The 24,607-nt window shown below is 64.6% G+C and carries 18 protein-coding genes; 12 read left to right on the forward strand and 6 right to left on the reverse strand.

The window, feature by feature from the left end; translation table 11 throughout:
• Positions 1 to 130 precede the first annotated feature (130 nt).
• Complete coding sequence (locus L0U82_RS36235) at positions 131 to 3,655, forward strand: autotransporter-associated beta strand repeat-containing protein (protein ID WP_233838595.1); 3,525 nt, start codon at positions 131 to 133, stop codon at positions 3,653 to 3,655.
• A 432-nt stretch (positions 3,656 to 4,087) separates the two neighbouring features.
• Positions 4,088 to 6,763 carry an excinuclease ABC subunit UvrA gene (locus L0U82_RS36240; RefSeq protein ID WP_233838596.1) on the forward strand — a complete coding sequence of 892 codons (2,676 nt, stop codon included), beginning with the start codon at positions 4,088 to 4,090 and terminating at the stop codon, positions 6,761 to 6,763.
• Positions 6,764 to 7,061: 298 nt separating this feature from the next.
• On the opposite strand, the gene L0U82_RS36245 is transcribed toward L0U82_RS36240, so the two are convergent.
• The 6 genes from L0U82_RS36245 to L0U82_RS36270 all read right to left on the reverse strand — a co-directional run bounded on the left by L0U82_RS36245 (position 7,062) and on the right by L0U82_RS36270 (position 14,453).
• Positions 7,062 to 7,415 (reverse strand): copper-binding protein, encoded by a 354-nt coding sequence (locus tag L0U82_RS36245; protein ID WP_233838597.1) that lies wholly within the window; start codon positions 7,413 to 7,415, stop codon positions 7,062 to 7,064.
• Positions 7,412 to 10,618, reverse strand: a complete 3,207-nt coding sequence (locus L0U82_RS36250) for an efflux RND transporter permease subunit (RefSeq protein ID WP_233838598.1) — start codon at positions 10,616 to 10,618, stop codon at positions 7,412 to 7,414. The genes L0U82_RS36245 and L0U82_RS36250 overlap by 4 nt, the downstream gene beginning before the upstream one ends.
• On the reverse strand, positions 10,615 to 12,198 hold the full coding sequence (locus L0U82_RS36255; protein ID WP_233838600.1) for an efflux RND transporter periplasmic adaptor subunit: 1,584 nt from the start codon (positions 12,196 to 12,198) through the stop codon (positions 10,615 to 10,617). The genes L0U82_RS36250 and L0U82_RS36255 overlap by 4 nt, the downstream gene beginning before the upstream one ends.
• Positions 12,199 to 12,206: 8 nt before the next feature.
• Positions 12,207 to 13,511 (reverse strand): TolC family protein, encoded by a 1,305-nt coding sequence (locus L0U82_RS36260; protein WP_233838601.1) that lies wholly within the window; start codon positions 13,509 to 13,511, stop codon positions 12,207 to 12,209.
• 123 nt (positions 13,512 to 13,634) lie between these two features.
• Positions 13,635 to 13,961, reverse strand: a complete 327-nt coding sequence (locus L0U82_RS36265) for a hypothetical protein (protein WP_326489794.1) — start codon at positions 13,959 to 13,961, stop codon at positions 13,635 to 13,637.
• Positions 13,962 to 14,240: 279 nt separating this feature from the next.
• A complete protein-coding gene (locus L0U82_RS36270) occupies positions 14,241 to 14,453 on the reverse strand; it encodes a hypothetical protein (RefSeq protein WP_233839452.1) in 213 nt (70 codons plus the stop codon).
• On the opposite strand from L0U82_RS36270, the gene L0U82_RS36275 reads away from it, so the two are divergent.
• The 10 genes from L0U82_RS36275 to L0U82_RS36320 all read left to right on the forward strand — a co-directional run bounded on the left by L0U82_RS36275 (position 14,439) and on the right by L0U82_RS36320 (position 24,487).
• The gene (locus L0U82_RS36275) at positions 14,439 to 14,519 is read left to right on the forward strand and encodes a hypothetical protein (protein WP_233839359.1); all 81 of its coding nucleotides are present in this window, start codon (positions 14,439 to 14,441) and stop codon (positions 14,517 to 14,519) included. The genes L0U82_RS36270 and L0U82_RS36275 overlap by 15 nt on opposite strands.
• A gap of 193 nt (positions 14,520 to 14,712) precedes the next feature.
• Positions 14,713 to 15,786 (forward strand): LacI family DNA-binding transcriptional regulator, encoded by a 1,074-nt coding sequence (locus L0U82_RS36280; RefSeq protein ID WP_267929938.1) that lies wholly within the window; start codon positions 14,713 to 14,715, stop codon positions 15,784 to 15,786.
• Positions 15,786 to 16,679, forward strand: coding sequence for a sugar phosphate isomerase/epimerase family protein (locus L0U82_RS36285; protein ID WP_233838604.1), 894 nt, complete (start codon positions 15,786 to 15,788; stop codon positions 16,677 to 16,679). Before L0U82_RS36280 ends, L0U82_RS36285 begins: the two co-directional genes overlap by 1 nt.
• A complete protein-coding gene (locus L0U82_RS36290) occupies positions 16,676 to 17,428 on the forward strand; it encodes an SDR family NAD(P)-dependent oxidoreductase (protein WP_233838605.1) in 753 nt (250 codons plus the stop codon). Before L0U82_RS36285 ends, L0U82_RS36290 begins: the two co-directional genes overlap by 4 nt.
• Positions 17,429 to 17,476: 48 nt before the next feature.
• Positions 17,477 to 18,223 (forward strand): SDR family NAD(P)-dependent oxidoreductase, encoded by a 747-nt coding sequence (locus tag L0U82_RS36295; RefSeq protein ID WP_233838606.1) that lies wholly within the window; start codon positions 17,477 to 17,479, stop codon positions 18,221 to 18,223.
• 60 nt (positions 18,224 to 18,283) lie between these two features.
• Entirely contained in the window at positions 18,284 to 19,519 is a 1,236-nt protein-coding gene (locus L0U82_RS36300) for a Tm-1-like ATP-binding domain-containing protein (protein WP_233838608.1), read from the forward strand.
• Positions 19,520 to 19,525: 6 nt separating this feature from the next.
• Positions 19,526 to 20,365: a phosphoenolpyruvate hydrolase family protein gene (locus L0U82_RS36305; protein WP_233838610.1), complete on the forward strand. Its 840-nt coding sequence runs from the start codon at positions 19,526 to 19,528 to the stop codon at positions 20,363 to 20,365.
• 24 nt (positions 20,366 to 20,389) lie between these two features.
• The gene (locus L0U82_RS36310; protein WP_233838612.1) at positions 20,390 to 21,451 is read left to right on the forward strand and encodes a Gfo/Idh/MocA family protein; all 1,062 of its coding nucleotides are present in this window, start codon (positions 20,390 to 20,392) and stop codon (positions 21,449 to 21,451) included.
• 150 nt (positions 21,452 to 21,601) lie between these two features.
• Positions 21,602 to 22,603, forward strand: a complete 1,002-nt coding sequence (locus L0U82_RS36315) for a TRAP transporter substrate-binding protein (RefSeq protein ID WP_233838613.1) — start codon at positions 21,602 to 21,604, stop codon at positions 22,601 to 22,603.
• Between the two features lie 3 nt (positions 22,604 to 22,606).
• Complete coding sequence (locus tag L0U82_RS36320; protein ID WP_233838614.1) at positions 22,607 to 24,487, forward strand: TRAP transporter large permease; 1,881 nt, start codon at positions 22,607 to 22,609, stop codon at positions 24,485 to 24,487.
• Positions 24,488 to 24,607: the final 120 nt, after the last annotated feature.

Raw genomic sequence — 24,607 nt, forward strand, 5'->3', positions numbered from 1 at the left:
TCACTCGTTCGGGTAATGGAATCTTCTGAGGATAAATTTTACATTGAGCCTCTGATCTGCGTGGCGCCGCACGCCCGCAAGGACCGCGTCGTACAAGGTTCGGAGAATAATCAACCGGGGAATCAAAATAATGAATCACGCATATTGCGTTGTCTGGAACGCGAGTCTTGGTGGATGGCAGGCTGTGTCGGAGTTGGCACGGTCGGCCGCGAAGGGGATTTCGGCAAAACGACGCGGCGCCCGAAAGCGCGTCGGCGGGACCGGGGCGGCATTGACAGCGTTGTCGCTCACGCTCGCCGCGACGGGGGCGCACGCCGACAATCTGCTCGTCGGCATAGGCGGCGCCGGTGGCGGTAACGGCGGAACGGGCGGCATCGGAGGCGGTGGCGGCGGGCCTGCCTTTTTTCTCGCGGGCAGCGGCGGCCTCGGCGGTCTCCCGGGAGTCACGCAGACGATCGCCAGTCCGGTCAGCGGCGGCAGCATCGGGCCGTCCTACGACTACGTCGTGATCGGCGGCGGCGGCGGTGGTGGCAGCGGATCGGGCGGCGTCAATGGCGCGGCGGGCGGCACGGGGGAACTCGATCTGAGTGGCACGACGCTCAACGTCGGCAACAACCTCTACGTCGGCGGAGCCGGTGGCGGCGGTGGCGCCGGAAACAGCTTCGGCGATCGCGGCGGCAATGGCGGAAACGGCGGAAACGGGACGCTCACGCTGACCGGCGGGGCGACCGTCGCGGTCAGCGGGCAACTCGAGATCGGCGGCGTCGGAGGCGCGGGTGGCGCCTGCGGCTGTTCGGGAAATGGCGGCGCGGGCGGCGCCGGCGTGCTGAACCTCGGCGACGGCAGCACGCTTAACCTCACCGGCGGCACGTTCATCATCGGCGGTGGCAGCGCGCTCAATATCGGCAACGCCACCGCCGACGGCGCGACGGCCGGCGCCATCGTCGGCCTTGCCGGCAGCATCACCGACAATGGCTCGATCAACTTCAACCAGTCCGATGCGTCCTATACGTTCTCGAACGTGATCGCCGGCGTCGGCACGGTTACGCAGAACGGGAGCGGCACGACCATCCTGACCGCGGTCAACACCTACTCGGGTGGCACGACCGTCAACGCCGGGCTCATCAATTTCAGCAACGGCGGCAATCTCGGAACGGGTAATGTCACGCTGAACGGCGGCGGCCTGCAGTGGGCTGCCGGAAACACGACCGACATTTCCAGCCGTCTCAATGCGCTGGGCGCGAACGGCGGCACGTTCGACACGAACGGCAACGACGTGACGATGGCGAGCGGCATCGGCGGGGTGGGCGGCGTGACGAAAGCGGGCGCAGGCACGCTGACGCTCACCGGCGCCAACAGCTACAGCGGCGTCACGACGATCAGCGGCGGCACGCTGGCGCTGAGCGGCGCGGGTAGCATCGCATCGTCGAGTGGCGTGATCGACAACGGCACGTTCGACATCTCCGGCACGACGGGCGATGCATCGATTACGAACCTGAGCGGCACCGGCATCGCGACACTCGGCGCGAAGACGCTAACGCTGACCGATGCGAACGGCACCTTCGGCGGCACGATCGGCGGCACAGGCGTGCTCGTCAAGCAGGGCTCGGGCACGTGGACGCTCACCGGCGCCAACAGTTACAGTGGCGCCACGACGATCAGCGGCGGCACGCTGGCGCTGAGTGGCGCGGGTAGCATCGCATCATCGAGTGGCGTGATCGACAACGGCACGTTCGACATTTCCGGCACGACGAGTGGTGCATCGATTGCGAACCTCAGCGGCACCGGCGTCGCGACGCTCGGCGCAAAGACGCTAACGCTGACCGACGCGAACGGCACCTTCGGCGGCACGATCGGAGGAACAGGCGCGCTCGTCAAGCAGGGCTCGGGCACGTGGACGCTCACCGGCGACAATAGCTACAGTGGCGCCACGACGATCACCGGCGGTACGCTGGCGCTGAGCGGCGCGGGTAGGATCGCATCATCGAGTGGCCTGATCGACAACGGCACGTTCGACATTTCCGGCACGGCGAACGGCACATCGATTGCGAACCTCAGCGGCACCGGCGTCGCGACGCTCGGCGCAAAGACGCTAACACTGACCGACGCGAACGGCACCTTCAGCGGCACGATCGGTGGCACGGGCTCGCTCGTGAAGCAAGGCAGCGGCCTGCTGACCCTCGACGGCAACAGCGCGGCGTTCGCGGGCAGCACGACCGTCTCGGACGGCGTGCTTGAAGTGGGCGACGCCGACTCATCGACGGCCGCGCTTGGCGGCAACGTCGACATCGCCGCCGCCGGCACGCTGCGCGGCCACGGCACGGTGCTTGGCGACGTGGTCAACGGCGGCACGGTCGCGCCGGGCGGCTCGATCGGCACACTGAGAGTCGGCGGCAACTACGCGCAGGCGAGCAACGCAACGCTCGCGATCGAGGTCAGCCCGAGCGGCGCGTCGGCGTTGAACGTCGGCGGCAGCGCGACGCTGAGCGGCGTGCTCGCCCTCACCTACGATCCGGGCACGTATACGGCGAAGTCGTACGCGCTGGTGTCGGCGGCGAGGGGCATCAGCGGCACGTTCGGCAGCATGACGAGCGCCGGCGCGTCTTACCTGGGCACGCTGACGCCTTCGGTCGCCTACGGTGCGAACGAGGTCGAACTCACACTCGCGGTCGCCGCGACGCCGCCGGCGGATCCGGGCACACCGTCAGCGCCGGTTGTCGTAGCGCCCGTCGATACGAGCATCTACGCCGCGGTCGGCACGTCCACGATACTCGGCGCACAGGCGCAAGGCGCCGCGCTGCTCGAACGGCTCGGCAGCGGTTCGGCGGCCGCCGCCGCGACGCCCCGTGGATGGATCACGGCGACGGGCAGTCACACCAATATCGGCGGCACGAACGGCGAGCCCGGCTTCCAGAGCAACCGCTACGGTTTCCTCGCGGGGCTCGAGCGGAAGTACGGCGAATACGACGCGGGCGTGGTCGTGGGCTACGACCACGCGGACATCGACGAAGCGGTGACGGCCGACTCGGGCACCACCGATGTGTTGCGTGCCGCGCTCTACGGCGGCCGTCGCGTGGGGCCGGTCGATCTCGGCGCGACGTTGGGCGCGGGGCTGGACTTCCTCTCGCAGAAACGCCCGTTCGGGCAACTGGGCACGGCCGAGGGCGACCATATGGGCCAGGAGTTCAACGTGGGCGGCCAAGCGAGCCTGCCGATGACGTTCGGCGACGTGCGGATCACGCCGCGCGTCGGCCTGCGCTACGCCTATTTCCATGCGAACGGCTTCGGCGAGAGCGGCGCGGGCGGACAGGATCTCGATGTCGGCACGGACAACGTGCGCAGCCTCCAACCCTACGTGGCCGTGACGGCCGACAAGGCGTTCGGCGACGCGCTGCGGCCCGTGAACGCCGAGCTGCGCATCGGCTATGCGCACGAGCTGCTCGATGCAAACCGCACGCTCAGCGTGACGTCGCTCGACGGCACGGTGTTCGCGGCGCCGGGCACGAGCCTGCCGCGCGGCTATCTGACCGCAGGCGCGAGCGTAACGCTGCATCCGGCGAAGCATCTCGACGTATCGCTCGGCTACGACGCGGTGATCAACACGACGCACGTATCGGCGCAACAGGGCAGCTTGCAGGTCGGATACCGGTTCTGAGAGTCGGCTGACGCGAGCCGGGTGGGCGTTCGGCAGACCCGCTGTATGCCGGCACGCGAAAGTCCGATGTCGCAGGTGGATGCGACGTTCGAATGTCCACGCGAAGTCGCAGGCCACCGCCCGCTTATGGCCGCATACGGAAGTTCGCGGAATGCGCAGGGCGGTTGCGGGCCCGTAGATCGGCAAGCTTCCGTAGTCGCTCCTCTCAGGATCTTGAACCCGGCCTGACCTCTACGGCTGCTTTGATGTGTATAACGGCCATCCCCAGTGCACAGCGTTTCCATGGCGAACAGATGTCAGGCGGTCGTTCTGAATTGACCCGTGCACGCGCGCCGGTCTCCGCGAACATCATCGCCACATGATCCTCGGGCATGCTCCGTGCAACTTCACTAGCGTTGGCCCCAGGGCCATGCCTGTTCGCACCTCATCGATATGGACGCCATCCACAACAAAGCTCGCTCGGCGCCGCCACCGTCCGGGGAACCCACCTTCACCGGCTTCGTGCGGGTGCGCGGCGCTCGCGAACACAATCTGAAAAACATCGACGTGCAGATTCCGCGCGATGCGCTGGTCGTCTTCACCGGCGTGTCCGGATCGGGCAAATCGTCGCTGGCATTCGGCACGTTGTACGCCGAAGCGCAGCGGCGTTATTTCGAATCGGTCGCGCCGTATGCCCGGCGCCTGATCGAGCAGGTCGGCGTGCCCGAAGTGGGCGCCATCGAAGGCCTGCCTCCCGCAGTCGCATTGCAACAGCAGCGCGGCACGCCGAGCGCGCGCTCGTCCGTTGGCAGCGTGACCACGCTGTCGAGTCTCGTGCGCATGCTCTATTCGCGCACGGGCGACTACCCGCCGAAGCAGCCCATGCTGTTCGCCGAGGATTTCTCGCCGAACACAGTGCAAGGCGCCTGTCCGACTTGCCATGGACTTGGACGTGTGTACGAGGTCACCGAAAGATCGATGGTGCCCGACGACTCGCTGACCATTCGCGAGCGCGCCATCGTTGCATGGCCGCCCGCGTGGCACGGACAAAACCTGCGCGACATTCTGGTGACCCTTGGCTACGACGTCGATAAACCGTGGCGCGATTTGCCAAAGAAAGACCGCGACTGGATTCTCTTCACCGACGAACAGCCGACCGTGCCCGTCTACGCCGGACTCACGCCGAAAGAAACGCGTGCCGCGCTCAAGCGCAAGGACGAGCCAAGCTATCAAGGCACATTCGCCGGTGCACGCCGCTATGTGCTGCACACGTTCGCGAACACGCAAAGCGCGCTGATGAAAAAACGCGTGTCGCGATTCATGATTGGCAGCGTCTGTCCGGCCTGTCATGGCAAGCGACTCAAGAAGGAAGCGCTGTCGGTGAAATTCGCCGGGCGCGATATCGGCACATTCGCTCAGTTGTCGCTAGCAAGACTTGCCGAGATGCTCGAACCGATCGCGCGCGGCGAATGGCCCGAGCCGGATGCCGCTCATTCGGGCAAAGGCAGCGTGCTCAGCAGAAGCGCCATGCGCGATGCCGTCGATAAACGGATCGCTGCAGGCGGGTCCGTGCATAAAGCCTCGCCCGATGTTCGGCGCACCCCCAACCTGTCCGAGGAAAAGCGCATCGCCGCGCAACGCATTGCAGCCGAGTTGCTTGAACGCCTGACGACGCTGGTCGATCTGGGCCTGGGCTACCTCGCGCTGGAGCGCAGTACGCCCACGCTATCATCCGGCGAACTGCAGCGCTTGCGACTCGCCACGCAGTTATCGTCGCAGTTGTTCGGCGTCGTGTATGTACTCGACGAGCCATCGGCCGGCCTGCACCCCGCAGATGGCGAAGCGCTCTTCAGCGCGCTGCAGAGCCTGAAGGCCGCGGGAAATTCGCTGTTTGTCGTCGAACACGATCTGCAGATGATGCGGCGCGCCGACTGGCTCGTCGATGTCGGTCCCGCGGCCGGCGAAGCGGGCGGCCATGTGGTCTATAGTGGGCCGCCCGCCGGCCTCGCGAATGTCGAAGCGTCACATACCCGCCGACATCTGTTTGCGCCGCCCGCACCCGTCGCACGCGCGACGCGCGAACCGGCCGGCTGGCTGCGGCTCGTCGGCATCACGCGCAATAATCTGCATGGACTGGACGCCGCGTTTCCTCTCGGCTGTCTGACCGCCGTCACGGGCGTGTCGGGCTCGGGCAAATCGAGCCTCGTGAGTCAGGCGTTGCCCGAGCTGGTCGCTAGCCACTTCGGACGCGCCTTTGAAAAGCCCGACGACGACGAGCAGGACCCGTTGCTCGCGGGCGCGAGCACGCCGACCAGCGGCCGCATTGCCGAAGGCGTGGACGCGCTGCGCCGTCTCGTGCGCGTCGATCAGAAACCAATCGGCCGCACGCCGCGTTCCAATCTTGCCACCTACACAGGCCTTTTCGACCACGTGCGCAAGCTGTTCGCCGACACGCCACTGGCTCGCAAGCGTCGCTACGGCGCGGGCCGCTTCTCGTTCAATGCGGCGCAAGGCCGTTGCCCGACGTGTGAAGGCGAAGGCTTCGTCAGCGTCGAACTACTGTTCCTGCCCAGCGTCTATGCGCCCTGCTCGACCTGTGGCGGCACGCGATATAACACGCAGACGCTGGAAGTCACATGGCGCGATAAGAACATCGCGGAGGTGCTCGGCTTGACCGTCGATGCCGCCTGCAATTTCTTCGCCGACGAAGCCAGTGTGATGCGCGCACTGAAAGTGCTGCGTGATATCGGCCTCGGCTATCTGCGGCTCGGCCAACCCGCCACCGAATTGTCCGGTGGCGAAGCTCAGCGCATCAAGCTCGCTACGGAACTGCAACGCGCGCAACGCGGCGACACGCTGTATATCCTCGATGAACCAACCACCGGCCTGCATCCGGCCGACGTCGACCGGTTGATGGGGCAATCGCAGGGACTCCTGGATGCCGGCAATACCGTCGTCGTGGTGGAGCACGACATGCGGGTCGCCGCGCAAAGCGACTGGGTTGTCGACGTCGGCCCGGGCGCTGGCGGTGCCGGCGGGAAGATCGTGGCGAGCGGCAGACCGGCCCAGGTCGTGCGCGCGAAGGAAAGCCGCACCGCGAAATATCTGAGGCAGCATCTCGTTGTATGAAAGAAGCAGGTGCGTACGCTAGCGAGCGCCGCACTTTCTTTTCAGGCGTTCGACAGGTTTCGGGGTATTGCAGCCGACCCAACGGCAGAGTTGTCCGCTCGCTGAACGGCCGAGCATGAACTTTGCCTCGCGGTACTGCGGTGACCGGCTGAGAGCGACCCTTCAGAGTCGCTCGGCATAGTTGGCAGAGCGTCGGGATACGGCCAGATAGCGGCGCTAAAATCGTCTTTTGACAAAACCAACAAATGGAGTCGGCAGGCGAGGACTAACTCCAAGAATGTTTTCGCCCGCCTGGCGCTTACTGCCTAACCATTTTCACTATGGTCATCATCCCGCCCATGTTTTCGACGCGGACCTTCACGTTGTCGCCTTCCTTCACGCTATTGACCATCGCCGCATCTTTTGCCTTGAAGGCCATCGTCATTGCCGGCATGCCGACATTGGCGAGCGCGCCGTGCTTCAGCGTCACCATGCCGCTCGCCACATCGACATGCTTGACCACCGCGTCGGTCATTGCCTGATTGCCAGATGCAGGCGCGTGGCTCATTGCATCACCGCTCATCTTCATGCCAGACATGTCGTCGGCTAGCGCCGCACCACTCACCGCGGTGCTTGCGATCAATACAGCGGACAGGATCATCGATTTATTCATGACGTTTCTCCAGTTTGGGATGAAGGCACATGCGTGCCGTTGGGAACAGCAAAAACCTGGGGCGCCGCGTGGCTGCGGCGTAGACGGCGGCGCTGCAGCAGCAGCCACGCGGCGGGTATGACGACCATCGAAAGCAGCGGCGCGGTGATCATGCCGCCGACCATCGGCGCGGCGATCCGCTGCATCACTTCCGAGCCGGCGCCATGACCGACCATGATCGGCACGAGGCCCGCGAGTACGACCGCAACCGTCATCGCTTTGGGCCGCACACGCAACACCGCGCCTTCGCGAATCGCTTCGACGAGGGTCGTTTCGTTCAACAGCTCCCCCGTTTTTACCCGCCGGTTCAGCGCTTCTTTCAGATAAAGCAGCATCACCACGCCGAATTCCGCGGCCACGCCTGTCAGCGCGATAAAGCCCACAGCCGTCGCCACCGACACCGCGTGACCGAGAATCCAGATCAGCCAGAAGCCGCCCACTAGCGCGAAGGGCACGGTCGACATCAGCAGCAACGCGTCTGCCGCCGAGTTGAAGGTGAGAAACAGCATCACGAAAATCACCACCAGCGTGACCGGAATCACCGTGCGCAGTTTCGCCGCCGCGCGTTCGAGATACTCGAATTGCCCGGACCACTCGATCGAATAGCCGGGCGGGAGCGTCACCTTCCGGGCGACCGCCTGCTGCATCGCGTTCACCGCCGTTTCGAGGTCTACGTTCCGGATATCGATGTAGACATAACCGGAGAGCCGCGCATTCTCGCTGCGAATCATCGGCGGACCATCCTCGATCGCAATATGCGCGACGTCGCCGAGCGTGATCTGCGCGCCACGGTCGGTCACGACCGGCAGTTCACGCAGCCTGTCGACTGAATCGCGTACTCCGCGCGGATAGCGGATGTTGATCGGGAACCGCTCGCGACCCGCGATCACTTCGCCGACGTTGTTTCCGCCGACCGCCGACGACACGACATCCTGGATATCGCCGACCGCCAGCCCATAGCGCGCCGCCGCCTGCCGGTCGATATCGACGTCGATGTAATGTCCGCCGTTCAGGCGTTCGGCAAGCGCGGAGGTGACGCCAGGCACGTCTTTCACCGCGGCTTCGACCTGCGCTGCCACCTTGTCGATCTGTGTCAGGTCTGGCCCGGAGACCTTGACGCCTACCGGCGTCTTGATGCCGGTCGACAGCATGTCGAGCCGGTTGCGGATCGGCGGCACCCACACGTTCGAAAGTCCCGGCATCTTCACCGTGCGGTCCAGTTCGTCGACCAGCTTCTGCGGCGTCATGCCCGGCCGCCACTCGCTGCGCGGCTTGAACTGGATTGTCGTCTCGAACATCTCGAGCGGCGCGGGGTCGGTGGCCGAATCCGCACGGCCCGATTTGCCGAATACGGTCTTCACCTCGGGCACGGTCTTGATCAGCCGGTCGGTCTGCTGCAACAACTCCGATGCCTTCGATGCCGAGATGCCCGGCAGCGCGGTCGGCATATAGAGCAGATCGCCCTCATCGAGCGCAGGCATGAATTCGCCGCCGAGATGCGATATCGGGATGACGGTGAGTGCAAGTGCGACAGCCGCAAGCCCGATCACGAGCCACGGCCGCCGCAAGGTCCCGTTGAGTAGCGGACGATACAACTTCACCAGGACACGGTTGATCGGATTGCTGGATTCGTGTGGGATCCGCCCGCGAATCAGATAGCCCGTCAACACCGGCACGAGCGTCACCGATAGACCTGCGGCGGCCGCAATCGTGTAGGTCTTCGTGAACGCCAGCGGCGAGAACAGCTTACCTTCCTGCCCTTCGAGAGAAAACACCGGAATGAACGACAGCGCAATGATCAGCAGCGAGAAGAACAGCGCAGGGCCCACTTCGGCAGCTGCGGTCGCGATGACCTCCCAGCGTTGCGCGTTGGTGATCGGCTCGTCCGGGTGTTCGTGCTCGTAAGCCTCCAGATGCTTGTGCGCGTTCTCGATCATCACGATCGCAGCATCGATCATCGCGCCGATCGCAATCGCAATGCCACCGAGCGACATCAGGTTCGCATTCACACCCTGATAGCGCATCACGATGAATGCGGCCAGCACGCCGAGCGGCAACGACAGGATCGCGACGAACGCGCTGCGCAGATGGAACAGGAACACCGCGCAGACCAGGCCGACGATGATGAACTCCTCGATCAGCTTGTCTTTCAGGTTGTCCACTGCGCGCTCGATCAGCTGCGAGCGGTCATACGTCGTCACGACCTCGACGCCCGGCGGCAGTGATCGCTTCAAGTCCGCGAGCTTCGACTTCACGCTGTCGATCGTGGTCAGTGCGTTCTTGCCGGAGCGCATCACGATCACGCCGCCGGTCACTTCGCCTTGCCCGTTCAGTTCGGCAATGCCGCGCCGCATTTCCGGACCAATCTGGATGCGCGCGACGTCGCCGAGCAAGACTGGCGTGCCTGCGTCGCTGGTGCGCAGGACGACGTTGCGGAAGTCGTCGAGCGTATGCAGATAGCCCGAGGAGCGCACCATGTACTCCGACTCCGCGAGTTCGAGCACTGAGCCGCCGGACTCCTGGTTCGACTTCTTCAACGCGTCGGCGACCTGCTGTTCCGTGATGCCATAGGCGCGCAGCTTGTCCGGATCGAGCACGACCTGGTACTGCTGTACCATGCCGCCGATGCTGGCCACTTCCGAGACGTCCGGTACGGACTTCAGCTCGAACTTCAGGAACCAGTCGTTGAGCGCGCGCAACTGGCCAAGGTCATGATGACCGGTGCGATCGACGAGCGCGTACTCGTACACCCAGCCAACACCGGTCGCATCCGGCCCAAGCGAAACGGTTGCGCCTTGCGGCAGGCGGCTTTGCACCTGGTTCAGATATTCGAGCACGCGCGAGCGCGCCCAGTACTGATCAGTTTTGTCGTCGAACAGCAGATAGACGAAGGCGTCGCCGAACGAAGAATAAGCGCGGATCGTCTTTGCGCCGGGCACGCCGAGCAGCGTCGTGGTGAGCGGATAGGTCACCTGGTCCTCGATCACCTGAGGCGCCTTGCCCGGATACGAGGCCTTGATGATCACCTGCGTATCGGACAGATCGGGCAGCGCATCGATTGGCGTTTCGTGCAGCGAATACACACCCCATGCGACAACCAGCACCGTGGCTAGCAGCACAAGAAAGCGGTTTTGGATCGACCAGCGAATGACGCGCGCGATCATTTGGCGCCTCCCGCGGGTTCGACTGTCGTGAGCTGGTAGGCGTCGCCAGACTGCTTGAAGACGAAGTGCACGGTGTCGCCGACTTTCACGCCGGAGAATGCATCCGGCGCGGGCTTGCTGAAGGACATCGTCATCGCGGGCCAGCCGAGCGCGGGAATGGGCTGATGCGAAAACGTCATGCCGGCAGGCGTGATCTGTTCGACCTTGCCTGTCGTCTCGTAGGTCTGTCCCGACGCAGCGGCGCTCGATACCGAACGGGCGGCGGTGGTGTTGCCTGCCGTAGCCCCGCTCATTGCATCCGTCGCATCCGTCACGCCCGTCGACGACGCGCCTTCGATCCGCGGCAGCACCGACTTAAGGCTCGCTTCGGAATCGATCAGGAACTGCCCCGACGCCACCACCGTATCGCCGTCGTTTAGACCGCTCAGCACTTCGGTTTCGTTGCCGACGTCATTGCCGATCGTGACCGTTGCCGGTTGCAGACGTCCATCGCCGTTCCTGACGATGACGATCGCGCGCTTGCCAGTGGTAATCACCGCTTCGGACGGCACGAGCAGGAGCGACACCGGTTTTGCCCCACTCACGCGAACGCGCAGCAGCATGCCGGGCGTGAGCCGCCCATCCGCATTGTCGATTTCGAGCCGCGCCTGCAGCGTACGGCTCGTCGTGCTGATGCCGGGCAGAATTTCGCGGATGCGGCCCGTAAAGTGCCGCGTTGGATCGCCGCTGAACGTCGCATCGACTTGCATACCGGGTTGTGCGTCCAGCGCCACCGACTCGGGAATTTCGACGATCAGCCATAGCTTCGACAGCCCCGACACTTTCGCGAGTGTCTGCCCGGGCGTCACCATCGCACCGTCACGCACGTTCAGTTCGCTGACAACGCCGTTTTCCGGCGACGACAGCACAATATGCGTTTGCGCATGACCGGTGCGATCGAGGCTCGCGATCATCCCTTCGGGGATCGACATCGCGCGCATCCGCGCGCGCGACGCCTGCAACAGCGTGGCGTCCATTCCGCTGCGTTTTAGCGACAGATATTCTTCCTGTGGCGCCAGCCAGTCGGGCACGAAGAGCGACGCAATCGGTGCCCCCTTCGCAATGCGCTGCATCGGCGCACTCGCATACAGATGATCGATATAGCCATTCACGCGCGACTGCACGACATCGGCCTGCGATTCGTCGAACTGCGTGGTGCCGATCGCGTCGAAGCCTTCTGCCGTTTCGCGCCGATGCACCGTCACGTAGCGGATACCGAGGTCTTGCTGCAGACCCGGATCGATCCGTATGCCGCTGCTGCTGCCGCCATCGTCTGCATAGACGGGTTGCAGCTGCATATCCATGAACGGCGATTTGCCCGGCTTGTCGAAGTGCTGGTTCGGCACCATCGGGTCATACCAGTACAGCACCTTGCGGCCGGACTGCGAGTCGGCCATGCCACCCGCGCCGGCTGCGGCTGCCATTGCGGGCACTGGAGCCGTCGTCGCCGCGCGATGCGTGCCGACGAAATAACCCGCAGCCAGCAGCGCGACGCTGGCAAACACCGACGCGACCGAATGTACGATCAGTTTCCTGTTCATTGTTGTCCTCATTGTCCAGCGGTCGCGATTAGTTCGGGCGGCAGCACCTGATATTCGAGCCCTGCCCAGACGAGCGACACCTGCCGCTCGAGATTGAGCACCTGAAGCTGCGTTTCGAGTTGCATATGGCGCGCTTCGAACGCGTCGGCCAGCGAGCCCGCACCCGACCGATAGGCCGCATTGGCCAGTTGTACTTTCTGGTCGGCGGCGGGCAGCACGCTCTGCCGGAGATTGGAGATACGCTCGCGGCCGCTCGCCAGTTTTGTCGCCAGCGTCTGGATACTGGCGATCACCTGTCGCTCGGTATCTTCGTAATTGAGCCGGGCCTGCGTGCCCATCTGGGACTTCTGCTCGACGTCGCGATCCTCTAGATTTTTGCGGTTCAGCGGTAGCGGAATCGATACGCCGAACGACACATAGTCGGAGAAATTGCCGCCGCGTTTGAAATAGGTCAGCCCCCAGGTCCAGTTCGGGCTTCGGTCGCTGCGTGCGACATCAGTCGCGGCGTCGGCAACCGAAATGGCCGCGCGTGCGGCAATCAGCGACGGCTGCACCTGGTCAAGCTGCTCGGGGCTCATGCCCGATACCGTCGAGTCGAGCGGCGGTGTATCGTCGGCCACTTCCAGCACGTTGCCCGCAGCGGTCCAGCGCGACAGATCGATCAGCGCGGCTTTCTCGTCCTGCTGCGCGTCAATCAACGCGTCGCGCGCATTGCCAAGCGTCACGCGCGCCTGTGCGATATCCGTGGCGCTGCCTTGCGCACCGCGGTACGACGCCTGCCGCGCCGCGAGTTCATCGTTCAGGTGATCGACGAGCGCCTGGTTCAGCGCGACGGCTTTCTTTGCATAGACCGCGTTGAGCCATGCCATCGCAGCCCGCTGCCGGACTTCGGCGAGCTTCTCGAGGTAAGTGCTCCGGTCCTGATCGACCGTGCGATTGGCCAGCGCGGTGCGCAACCGGCGCTTGTGCGGAGAGACCCACTCCTGTTCGATGCCGATGCCGCGCATCGTGAAGTCGTCCTGGCCGATCGTGAACGCTTTCGATCCGTTGATCGGCAGGTCTTCGACGCTCAGCTTCAACGTCGGATTAGGCAGCTGTGCCGCCTTGACGACGACAGCCGAATCGCCACGTACCGCGGCCTGGGTGGCTTCGATCGACGACGAACGGTCTTGCGCGACCTGCAGCGCTTCGTTAAGTGTCATACCTGTGTCCTGCGCCCAAGCGGCAGGTACGGCGAGCATGACGAATGCCGCGAGCGCGACGACGCGCATCGCGAGCCGCCGGGTGTGCGGCGGCGAAAACGGGAAAAGCATGATCAACCCCGAATGGGCGAGCCTACGCCTCGCTCGTGCAGGCGCAAAAAGCAGGCGTAAAGGCTCAGGTCCTCAGCGAGGACAAACGTCACCGCGCATGCGCGGTGTGCCAGAGGATCGACGTCAGAGGGAGCGCGGAGGTCGCCAGAGGCCATCCGGCGCGCGGATGGAAAGCGATTGCGAATAGTGGAAAACGATGCGGCTGGAAGCAGGCAACGAGCGGCGGATCACGCCAGCACCGGAGCCAGAATAGTAGAGACTGCCGAACCCGCATTGCGCGGTCATTTTGCAGAACCCGGCCTTCGATGGCTTGCCGCCCTGCGACGGCTGCATCGAGTCGCAACCGGGCATCGCATGGGCCATACCGTCCGCGTCCTGCTTCGCCGCGGACTGCTGCATCGGACACTCGCCGGCCAGGCCGCTCGCTGCCAGCCCGGTGAAGGGCAGCATCGCGCACAGCAATAGCACGAACAGTGTTCGAATGAATTTCATGGGCAGCGGGGCGGGTTGCCGGGCATTTTACCGGTTCAGAAAAAATTCTGCGTTGACCCGCGCGAAACGTTCAGCTCGGGCAGCGTACAGGCTAGCGGGTGACGAGCCGCACGAGGGTCAGTGCACCGCTCACATTTTCGACGCGAACGCCGATGTTCCCATCGGGTTAGAGCTGCGAGATCACGGTCGGATCCTGCACCTTGTAAGACGTGGTCGTCGCCGGCATGCCGATGTTCTTCAGTTATCTTGATAGCGCCGTTCGGCACCGCATTTTTGCAATGCAGTGGTCGGCCGCGTCCGAAACGGAACGGAGATTGGAATGATTGACTTATCTGACCTCGACAGAATCGTAGATGCGACGCGGTTACCGAAGATGTATTGAAGGCAGTGAGCGACACGGACGATGAGCGCTTGAAGCAAATCGTTAACGCTCTCGTGCAGCACGCTCATGCATTTTTCCGGGAAGCGAAGCTGACAGACCAGGAGTTCGAGAGGGGCTCGATTCGTCAAGGCTGACGGACCGGCGGCCGTCGATGGCCATAACGAGGAAAAAGTCGTGGCCGATTGCATTTTTTGGAAATACGCCGATCGATCAACGATGCGTTAGTCGTTTACCCGACATCGCAGTGAACGTTCACATTTTCTCGTTTACTTCGTAGACGAGACGCCTATAGTTGCACGTATGTGAACGATCACACTGCCGCTAAAAATGAAATCTGACGAATCGAATCGCCCTCCTACGCTGAAAGATGTAGGACGAATTGCGGGCGTGTCGTACCAGACTGTCTCTCGCGTGATGAACGGTTCCGGTCCGGTGAATCTGAAGACTCGCGAACTGGTGCTGGCCGCCGCGCGGCAACTGGGCTTTCGCGTGAATCGCGTGGCCGGCAGTCTGCGCACCAGCCGTTCGCGCACACTCGGGCTGGTGATGTCCGACGTCGCGAACCTGTTCTTCGCGGAGGTAGTGGGTGGCGTCGAGGCGGAGGCAGCGCTGAACAACTACTCGGTGATTCTCGCGAACAGCAACGAATCGCTGGACCAGGAGCGCGAAGCCGTGCTCGGACTGATGGAGCGTCGCGTCGACGGACTGATCGTCGCGCCGGCGGAGGGCAATCACGAGTATCTGAGCCGCGATCTGCCGGAGCGGTTTCCGCTCGTCGCGATCAACCGGATGATCGATGGCAGCGCGTGCAGCGCGGTGCTCAGCGACAACGAAGGCGGCGCGCGTCTGGCAGTGCAATATCTGCTGGAGCGCGGTCATACGCGAATCGGCGCGCTGGCCGGTTCGCGCGGGCTGATGACGTCGCGCGAACGGATCATCGGTTTCAAGGCGGCGCTGAAAGACGCGCGCGTACCGGTGCGGCGCGACTGGATTCGCTTCGCGGGGCTGAAGGCCGATACGTCGTTTGCCGCTACGCTCGCGCTGCTCGATAACGCAGACCGGCCGAGCGCGCTGTTCGCGACCAGCAACACGATTGCCGAAGGCGTGCTGCTCGCGATGCGCGAACTCGGTCTGCGCCGCAACCAGGACGTCGAGGTGATCTGCTTCGACGATGTGCCATGGGCGCGTCTCGTCGACCCGTCGATGCCGGTCATCGCGCAGGATACGCATCAGATCGGCCGCCTCGCGGTACGGATGCTGCTCGGCCTGATCGACCGCAGCGCGACCGAGCCGCAAGTGGTTCGCCTGCCTACGCGCCTGATGACCAACGAGATCGTGCTCGCGGGAAGAACGCCCGCGGTTCGCTCCCGCGGGGCGCGCAAAGCATTGGGAGCCGTGTGATGAGTGCTCACCGGCTCGGCCTCAGTCCCGTCACGCTCGCGCCGCTCGGCTTCGCTGACGCGTTCGAGCCCACTGCGCGGGCCGGCTTCACGGGCATTGGCCTGCGTTACGACCAGTTCGAGCGTTACCTGGAGCAGGGCGGTTCGGTCGCCGAAGTCAAGCGCTGGCTGGATGACTATGGACTGCGCTTCGCGGAAGCCGCGTTCCTCGCCGAGTGGCAGTATTACGGCGGTATTCCGCTCGTGAGCCGCCGTCAGCGAGTCGCGGGCGCGGAAGAAACGCGTGAGCGTCTGCTGGAACGTCTGCACGGGTTTCTCGCGCATTGCGAACAATTCGAATGCGCGAACGTGACGGCCGTGCCGGCGCTGCGCGAAACCGGCGATCTGGAGATTGCTGCCGAAGAATTCGCGACGCTATGCGATATGGCCGCGCCGTACGGCGTACGCCTGTGTCTCGAATTCATGGGCACCGCGCCGCAGGTCTCGACCCTCGCAAGCGGTGCCGACCTCGTCGCGCGTGCGAATCGTGCGAACGGTGGTTTGCTGATCGATACCTTCCTGTTTCATCAAGGCCGCTCGCGCGTCGACGATCTGGCACGCGTGCCGCCCGAAAAAATCTTCAACGTGCAACTGGCCGATGCCAGGCCAAAGTCATGCGAAACACTCGACATGCTGGCCGACCGTGTGTTTCCCGGCGAGGGAGCAGCCGATGTGTCGACGCTGGTCGATGCGCTCGTCGCGCATGGGTATCACGGCTGGTGGACCGTCGAGCTATTCAACCCCGACTACGCGCGAGTCGATCCGCACACGATTGCCGCGCACGCCGCAAGTTCGGCGCATAAGCTGCTCGACGCCGCCGTGCGCCGCGCCGCTACTGAAGGAGAAGCCGCATGAATATCGGCCTGCAGCGTGTGATGGTGACCGGCGCGGCCAGGGGCCTTGGTCGCGCGGTCGCACTGGGTCTCGCGGCGCGCGGTGTGGCGACTGTGTGTGTCGACGCGAATCGTGAAGGTCTTGCACAAACCGCCGAGCAAGCGCAGCGCGCGGGCGCGGCGTGCGAGGCCAGCGTGGTCGATCTCGCGTCGCCGGAGTCGATCGCCGCGGCCTTTGAACATCTCGGTGATGGCGTGCCGCTCGACGGCATCGTGACCTGCGGTGGCGTGATCAGTAAAACGCGCGTGCTCGATATGAGCGTCGGCGAATGGGACCGCGTTCAGAACGTCAATCTGCGCGGCACGTTCCTGTGCGTGCAGCACGCGTTGTGCACGATGGTGCCACGCGGGCGCGGCCGGATCGTCACGATTGCGTCGGACACTGCGAAGCGCGGCGCGGGCCGTCTGTCGACATCCGCGTATGGCGCGTCGAAGGGGGGCGTCGTCACGCTGACGCGTTCGCTCGCGCGCGAACTGGCGAGCCATCGCGGCGAGATCCGCGTGAACTGCCTGTGCCCCGGTCCGATCTGGACCGACATGCACGAAGGCATGACGGCCGACGAATGCGCGACCGTCGAAAACTCGGTATTGATGGGCCGCTTCGCGCGGCCCGAAGAAATTGCCGCGGGCGTGCTGTTCCTGCTGTCGGATGACGCGTCATTCGTCTATGGCGAGACGCTGATGGTCGACGGCGGCGTCGTGCTCGATTAACTGGCTGCGGATGGCACCTTTGGACATTCTTCACGGGAGACGCAGGGGATGAAACTCTTCGACGGAAAAATCGCGGTTGTCACAGGCGCGGGGCGCGGTATTGGCTTCGTTATCGCGCGTCATCTGCTCGACGAAGGCGCGACGGTGTATGTGCCGGATATCGACGGCGAGCGCTCGCAACGCGCGGCGAAGGAACTCGGCGCGGCCGCGCGGCCCGCGTCGCTCGACGTGCGCGACGCGAGCCAGGTCAGGGCCCTCTTCACGCAAGTCGACGAAGAAGCGGGTGGCACCGATCTGCTCGTCAATTGCGCGGGCGGTTATGCGCCGCTGGTGCCGACGCTGAAGATCACCGAAGAAGAGTACGACATGGTGATGGACTCGAATCTGAAGGGCACGTTTCTGTGCTGCCAGGCCGCGATTGCGCAGATGCTGAAGAAGCGGGCCGGCGCGATCCTGAACTTCAGCTCGCTGGCCGGACGCCAGACCAGCCCTGCGCTCGGCTCGCCGTATACGTCGGCGAAGGCGGGCGTGCTCGGTCTCACCCGCCATCTGGCGAAGGAGTTCGGCGCGGGCGGCGTGCGCGTGAACGCGGTCGCGCCGGGCACCACCGAAGGCGAGCGCGTCGCGGGCTTGCTGACGCCGGAGGATCGCGAGCGCCAGCTTGCCGGGATTCCGCTCGGCCGATTCACCACCGCCGAAGATCTCGCGGACACGGCGGTCTTTCTGTTGTCCGACCGCGCGCGTTACATCACCGGCGCGACGATCGACGTGAACGGCGGCGTGCTGACGATCTGAGCGATCTGACGCGGCATGCGACGTGCGGCGCAACGCGCCGCGAGGCGAGGCGAGGGCATCATGCGAACCGTGTATGTCGTTGGAACCTGCGATACCAAAGGCGCGGAGCTTGGCTTTGTGCGTGAGCGGCTGCGCGAGCGCGGACTTGCCGTCTGTCTGATCGACGTCGGCACGCTCGGCGATGCGCGCGCGGCGGTGACACCCGACGTGAGCGCCGATGCGGTGTGCGCCTGTCATCCGGACGGGCTCGCGGCGATCCGCAATGCAGGTGAGCGCGGCGCGGCGATTCTCGCGATGGCGCAAGCGCTCAGCGCGTTCTTCGTTACGCGCGACGACATTGGCGGTGTGATTGGCCTCGGTGGCTCGGGCAATACCGCGCTCGTCACGCACGCGATGCGTGCGCTGCCGATCGGCGTGCCGAAGCTGATGGTGTCGACGGTCGCATCGAGCAACGTCGCGCCGTACGTCGGCGCGAGCGATATCGCGCTGATGTATTCGGTGGTCGACATCGCGGGGCTGAACCGGATCAGCCGCGTGGTGCTCGCCAATGCTGCCGATGCGATCGGCGGCATGGTGCTCGGGCTCGACGATCGCGGGCGCGATACGGCCAACGACAAGCCGACGCTCGGCATCACGATGTTCGGCGTGACCACCCGCTGCGTCGATCTGCTGCGCGAGCGGCTCGGCGCGAGCCATGAATGCCTCGTGTTCCATGCGACCGGCACCGGCGGGCAATCGATGGAGAAACTGATCGATAGCGGCATGATCGACGGCGCGATCGATCTGACCACGACCGAGGTGCCGGACCATCTGGCGGGCGGCGTATTTCCGTGCGACGACGACCGCTTTGGCGCGATCGCGCGCACGCGCGTGCCCTACGTGATGTCGTGCGGCGCGCTCGACATGGTCAATTTCGGCGCGCCCGACACTGTGCCGCCGCGTTACGCGCAGCGTCTCTTTTACCACCATAACCCGCAGGTCACGCTGATGCGCACGTCGCCGGACGAGTGCCGCGCGATCGGCGAGTGGATCGCCGGGCGGCTGAACCGCTGCGAGGGCGAAGTGCGCGTGCTGATTCCGGGGCGTGGCGTCTCCGCGATCGACGACGAAGGGATGCCGTTTCGCGATCCAGCGGCCGACCGAGCGCTGTTCGACGCGCTCGAAGCGGGTATCGCGCAAACGGCAAGCCGGCGTGTGCTGCGTCTACCGCTGCATATCAACGAGCCCGCTTTCGCCGATGCGCTGGTGAGTGCTTATGCCGACGCGGCGGAGATTTCGGGCGCAAACAGGAGGTGACGCAAGATGCCACGTTTCGAGCGTAGCGAACTGCTGGCGCGTTATCGCGCGATGATCGCGCGGCACGAGCCGATCGTCGGCGGCGGTGCGGGGACGGGGCTGTCCGCGAAATGCGAAGAAGCGGGCGGCATCGACCTGATCGTGATCTACAACTCGGGCCGCTACCGGATGGCAGGGCGCGGTTCGCTCGCGGGCCTGCTCGCCTATGGCAACGCGAACGACATCGTCAAGGACATGGCGCGCGAGGTCTTGCCGGTCGTCAAGAAAACGCCCGTGCTCGCGGGCGTGAACGGCACCGACCCGTTCGCCGACATGGACGTGCTGCTCGACGAACTGGCGCGGCTCGGCTTTTCCGGCGTGCAGAACTTCCCGACGGTCGGTCTGATCGACGGCGTGTTCCGGCAGAACCTCGAGGAAACCGGCATGAGTTACGCGCTCGAAGTCGAGATGATCGCCCGCGCGCGTCGCAAGGAACTGCTGACTACGCCCTACGTATTCAACGACGACGAGGCGGTCCAGATGGCCAAGGCCGGGGCGGACATCATCGTCGCGCATATGGGTTTGACGACCGGCGGCGCGATCGGCGCGCATACCGCGTTGACGCTCGCCGAGTGTCCGGCGCGCATCGAATCGTTCGCACAGGCGGCGCGCGGCGTGTGCGACGACGTGATCGTGCTGTGCCACGGCGGCCCGATCGCGACGCCCGAGGATGCGGCCTTCGTGCTGCGCGAGGCGCCGTCGTGTCACGGCTTCTACGGCGCCAGTTCGATGGAGCGGCTGCCGACCGAGATCGCGTTGACCGAAACGACACGTGCGTTTAAGGCCATTACCCGAGCGGCGCGTTGAGCGGGATATGACGAGGAGACTTCCATGACGACGGATCATCACGCCACGTCAGCGCGACAGGTGCCGGGTATCGCGGTAATCGGCTGCGGACGGATTTCGCGCTCGCATCTGGCGGCGGTCGCGTCGCAGCCCGAACTGGCGATGCTCGTTGCCACGGTCGACACCGACCGCGCGCTCGCCGAACGGGCGAAGGACAGCTATCAAGCGCGCTTCGCGCTCGACGATATCGACGCCGCGCTCGCACACCCGGATGTCGACGCGGTCGTGCTGTGCCTGCCCAATCATCTGCACGCGCCGATCGCGATCAAGGCGGCGCGGGCGGGCAAGCACGTGCTGGTCGAAAAGCCGATGGCCGACAACGCGCGCGAGGCGCTCGCGATGGCCGAGGCGGCCGACGCGCATCGCGTGGTGCTGGCCGTCGCGCAGTGCCGGCGGCACTTCCGCGCGATCCAGTATCTCGCCGATCATCACGCTGAGTTCGGCGCGCTGATCTCCGCGCAGGTCAGTCTCGGCGTCTACTGGTCCGACGCGCAGGCGGCGTGGTGGCGCGAAGCGGACAAGGCGAGCGGACTCGTCGTCGCGTTGAACGGTCCGCACGTGCTCGATTTCGTGCAGATGGTGATGCGCGACGATCCGCTGCGCGTGCACGCGGAGGCGGTGCGCCGCAACGACTTCTGGGCCGGCGAGGACGAGGCGATGATGTTGCTCGCGTATCCGGGCAGGCGCATCGCTTCGGTGCATCTGTCGTTCAACCAGCGGCCAGTCGAGAACCGCAAGGTTCTGGTGTACGAGCACGGCACCGTCGTGATCGAGCATGACACGCAACTGAGCTTCAACGGCCAGGTGCTGGTCCGGCAGGGCGATGACGAGCGCCGCCACTATCTCGACGAGGCGATCGAATTCGAGCGGCAGTTCCGCGAGTTCGCGCTCGCGATCGCGGGCAAGCCGAACCGCTCGGTGATGGCCGCCGAAGGCATTCGTCTGATGCATACGCTGGATGCCGTGCATCGCGCATTCGGCAGCGGACAGCCGGTCACGCTCGCGGGCGCCGCGCCGGCTACCGCGACGCTGGATGCCGTGCCCTAACGCACGGCGCGCATCGGACAGCGCGTGAAATAGTGCATCAGTTGGCGCATGAAGCAGCGCGCTGAAGTCTGAAGTGTGGAGGAGACCGATCGCCGCGGGACCACTTGCGGCAACCGCCGGCAAGACCGGCTCGTATGAAGGAGACGAATCATGGAAAAGCCAGCTCGTCGTCTGGTATTGAAGACCGGTGTGGCACTCGCCGCCGCGCCGCTCGTCGCGCGCTTCGCGCATGCCGCGGAAGTGCGCATCAAGGTCGGCAGCGACACGCCGCCCGCGTATGCGATGAACGTCCGGATGAAGGAGGCCGCCGAACGCATCAAGACGCGCACCAACGGGCGCGTCGAAGTGAGCCTCTTTCCCAACAGCCAGCTGGGCAGCGATATGCTGAATCAGGTGCACAGCGGCTCGCTCGATTTTTTCCTGTCGTCGTCGCAACTCGCGGTGCCGCTCGTGCCCGCCTGCGCGTTGCCCGGCGTCGCGTATGGGTTGAAGGACACGCCCTCCGCGTTCAAGGCGATGGACGGCGACGTCGGCGCCTATCTGCGCGCGCAGATGGAGCCGGCCGGTCTGTTCGCGCTGCCGGCCATGATGCAGGGAGGCTGGCGGCAGATCATCAGCAACAAGCCGATCCGCACGCCCGACGATCTGGTGGGCTTCAAGATTCGCGTGCCGATCAGCCCGATGTGGGTGTCGCAATTCAAGGATCTCGGCGCCAGCCCGACACCGATCAGCATCAACGAGCTGTACACGGCGCTGCAAACCAAGGTTGTGGACGGCGCGGAGAACTATCCGTCGCTGCTCTACGCGATGCGTCTGTACGAGATCCAGAAGTACATGAGCACGACCAATCACATGTGGGATGGCTACTGGATTCTCGGCAACGCGCGGATGTGGGCCGCGGTGCCGAAGGACATGCAGCAGGTGATCAGCGAGGAGTTCACGAAGTCGGTGATGCAGCAGCGCGACGACATGGTCAAGGTGGATGCGCAGGTGCCCGACGAAATGAAGAAGCACGGCATCACCTTCATCGATCCCGACCGCGACCAGTTCCGCGACAAGCTGAAGCAGGCTGGCTACTACGCCGAGTGGAAGCAGAAATTCGGCCCGCAGGCGTGGGCGCTGCTGGAAAAGTATTCCGGGCCATTGGGGTAAGCCATGCGCATCGTTCTCACCGGCAGTCATCCGAAGTTGCAGCACGGGTTCGACGCGATCGAGCGCACGCTCATGTTGTCGACGGAAGTCATCGCCGGTGTGCTGGTCGCCGCCGAAATCGTGCTGCTGCTGATCGGCGTGATCGCGCGCTACGTGTTCCGTCATTCGCTCGTGTGGTCCGATTCACTTGCGTCGTTGCTGTTTCTATGGCTCGCGATGATGGGAGCAGTGATCGCATTCCAGCGCGGCGAGCATATGCGCATGGGTACCTTCGTGCGCGCGGCATCGCCGCGCTGGCAGCCATTCTTCCAGGCACTCGCTGTGATCACGCCGCTCGCGTTCCTGTTGCTCGTGGCCGGGCCGACGATCGACTACGTGCTGGACGAATCGCACCTGACCGATCCGGCGCTGAACATTTCGAATGCGTGGCGCGCGGCGGCGATGCCGGTCGGCGTGTTCCTGATGATCGCCAGTTCGCTGTTCCAACTCGCGCGCCTCACGCACTGGCGGCCCGTACTCGGCGCTCTATTGCTGACCGTGCTCGTCGGCGGCGGGCTAGCGGCGTTGCAGCCGCTGCTCGCTGGCGCGGGGTCGTGGAACCTGGTGCTGTTCTTCATTGGCGTGGTCGCGCTGTGCGTGTTTTCCGGCGTGCCGATCGCGTTCTCGTTCGGTCTCGCATCGTTCGGCTATCTGTCGCTGACGACGTCGATTCCATTGCTGGTGATGGCGAGCCGCATGGATCAGGGCATGTCGCAGATCGTGCTGCTGGCGGTACCTTTATTCGTAATCCTCGGTCTGCTGATGGAGATGACCGGGATGGCGAAGGCGCTCGTCGAGTTTCTGGCCAACCTGCTTGGCCATGTGCCGGGCGGCCTGTCGTATGTGCTGGTCGGCGCAATGTATCTGGTGTCGGGTATTTCCGGCTCGAAGTCGGCGGACATGGCCGCACTCGCGCCCGTGTTGTACCCTGAGATGCGCGCGCGTGGCACGCGTCCCGGCGAATTCGTCGCGTTACTGTCGGCGACTGCCGCGCAAACGGAGACGATTCCGCCGAGCCTCGTGCTGATCATTCTCGGCTCGGTGACGAACACTTCAATCGGCGCGCTGTTTACGGGCGGCCTGCTGCCCGGTCTGGTAGTCGGGCTGATGCTGTGCGCACTGGTGTGGTGGCGCAATCGAGGCGGGCGTCTCGCGGACGGCGCCGCGTTTGGCGAGCGGCGTGCTCGACCGACCCCGCGCGAGATCGGCCGCAGCTTCTGGATCGCATTGCCGGCACTCGCGTTGCCATTCGTGATCCGCTTCGCGGTGGTCGATGGCATCGCGACCGCGACCGAGGTGTCGACGATCGGTATCGTCTATACGATCGCCGCAGGCCTGTTGCTGTACCGTCGTTTCGACTGGCGGCGGATGTGGCCGATACTCGTCGGCACTGCGGCACTGTCCGGCGCGATCCTGTTGATCATCGGCGCGGCGACCAGCATGGCATGGTGTCTGACACAGTCCGGATTCTCCGATGCGCTTGCCGATATCTTCGCGAAGCTTCCCGGCGGACTCGTGGTGTTCGTCATCGCGTCGATTGCGCTCTTCATCGTACTCGGCAGTCTGCTGGAAGGCATTCCGGCGATCGTGCTGTTTGGGCCGCTGCTGTTTCCGATCGCGCAGGAAGTCGGACTCAATCCGGTTCACTACGCGATGATCGCGATTCTCGCGATGGGCATGGGGCTATTCGCGCCGCCGTTCGGTGTCGGTTATTACACGGCATGCGCGATCAACCGGATCAACCCGGAAGAGGGGATGCGACCGATCGTGGCTTACATGGTTGCGTTGGGAGTGGGCGTGGCGCTGGTTGCGGCAGTGCCGTGGATTTCGACTGGATTCCTGTGAAGGTGGCGAGAATGGCAGCCGTTGCCACAGCGGCGAGCAATAGCAGCCAAGCCTCGTCCCGGTGACTTCGATGCCGATGCCACTAGCCAGCTAGCGAAGATCGCGCGCATTGCGGCTTCA

This window comes from Paraburkholderia sp. ZP32-5 (genome assembly GCF_021390495.1).
GTDB lineage: Bacteria > Pseudomonadota > Gammaproteobacteria > Burkholderiales > Burkholderiaceae > Paraburkholderia.

Coding starts and splice junctions, on each gene's coding strand:
- L0U82_RS36250 (WP_233838598.1), bottom strand. CDS start 10,618: ATGATCGCGCGCGTCATTCGCTGGTCGATCCAAAACCGCTTTCTTGTG.
- L0U82_RS36245 (WP_233838597.1), bottom strand. CDS start 7,415: ATGAATAAATCGATGATCCTGTCCGCTGTATTGATCGCAAGCACCGCG.
- L0U82_RS36300 (WP_233838608.1), top strand. CDS start 18,284: ATGCGAACCGTGTATGTCGTTGGAACCTGCGATACCAAAGGCGCGGAG.
- L0U82_RS36295 (WP_233838606.1), top strand. CDS start 17,477: ATGAAACTCTTCGACGGAAAAATCGCGGTTGTCACAGGCGCGGGGCGC.
- L0U82_RS36255 (WP_233838600.1), bottom strand. CDS start 12,198: ATGAACAGGAAACTGATCGTACATTCGGTCGCGTCGGTGTTTGCCAGC.
- L0U82_RS36240 (WP_233838596.1), top strand. CDS start 4,088: ATGGACGCCATCCACAACAAAGCTCGCTCGGCGCCGCCACCGTCCGGG.
- L0U82_RS36260 (WP_233838601.1), bottom strand. CDS start 13,511: ATGCTTTTCCCGTTTTCGCCGCCGCACACCCGGCGGCTCGCGATGCGC.
- L0U82_RS36235 (WP_233838595.1), top strand. CDS start 131: ATGAATCACGCATATTGCGTTGTCTGGAACGCGAGTCTTGGTGGATGG.
- L0U82_RS36305 (WP_233838610.1), top strand. CDS start 19,526: ATGCCACGTTTCGAGCGTAGCGAACTGCTGGCGCGTTATCGCGCGATG.
- L0U82_RS36285 (WP_233838604.1), top strand. CDS start 15,786: ATGAGTGCTCACCGGCTCGGCCTCAGTCCCGTCACGCTCGCGCCGCTC.
- L0U82_RS36315 (WP_233838613.1), top strand. CDS start 21,602: ATGGAAAAGCCAGCTCGTCGTCTGGTATTGAAGACCGGTGTGGCACTC.
- L0U82_RS36280 (WP_267929938.1), top strand. CDS start 14,713: ATGAAATCTGACGAATCGAATCGCCCTCCTACGCTGAAAGATGTAGGA.
- L0U82_RS36320 (WP_233838614.1), top strand. CDS start 22,607: ATGCGCATCGTTCTCACCGGCAGTCATCCGAAGTTGCAGCACGGGTTC.
- L0U82_RS36310 (WP_233838612.1), top strand. CDS start 20,390: ATGACGACGGATCATCACGCCACGTCAGCGCGACAGGTGCCGGGTATC.
- L0U82_RS36290 (WP_233838605.1), top strand. CDS start 16,676: ATGAATATCGGCCTGCAGCGTGTGATGGTGACCGGCGCGGCCAGGGGC.
- L0U82_RS36265 (WP_326489794.1), bottom strand. CDS start 13,961: ATGCTGCCCTTCACCGGGCTGGCAGCGAGCGGCCTGGCCGGCGAGTGT.
- L0U82_RS36270 (WP_233839452.1), bottom strand. CDS start 14,453: ATGAGCGTGCTGCACGAGAGCGTTAACGATTTGCTTCAAGCGCTCATC.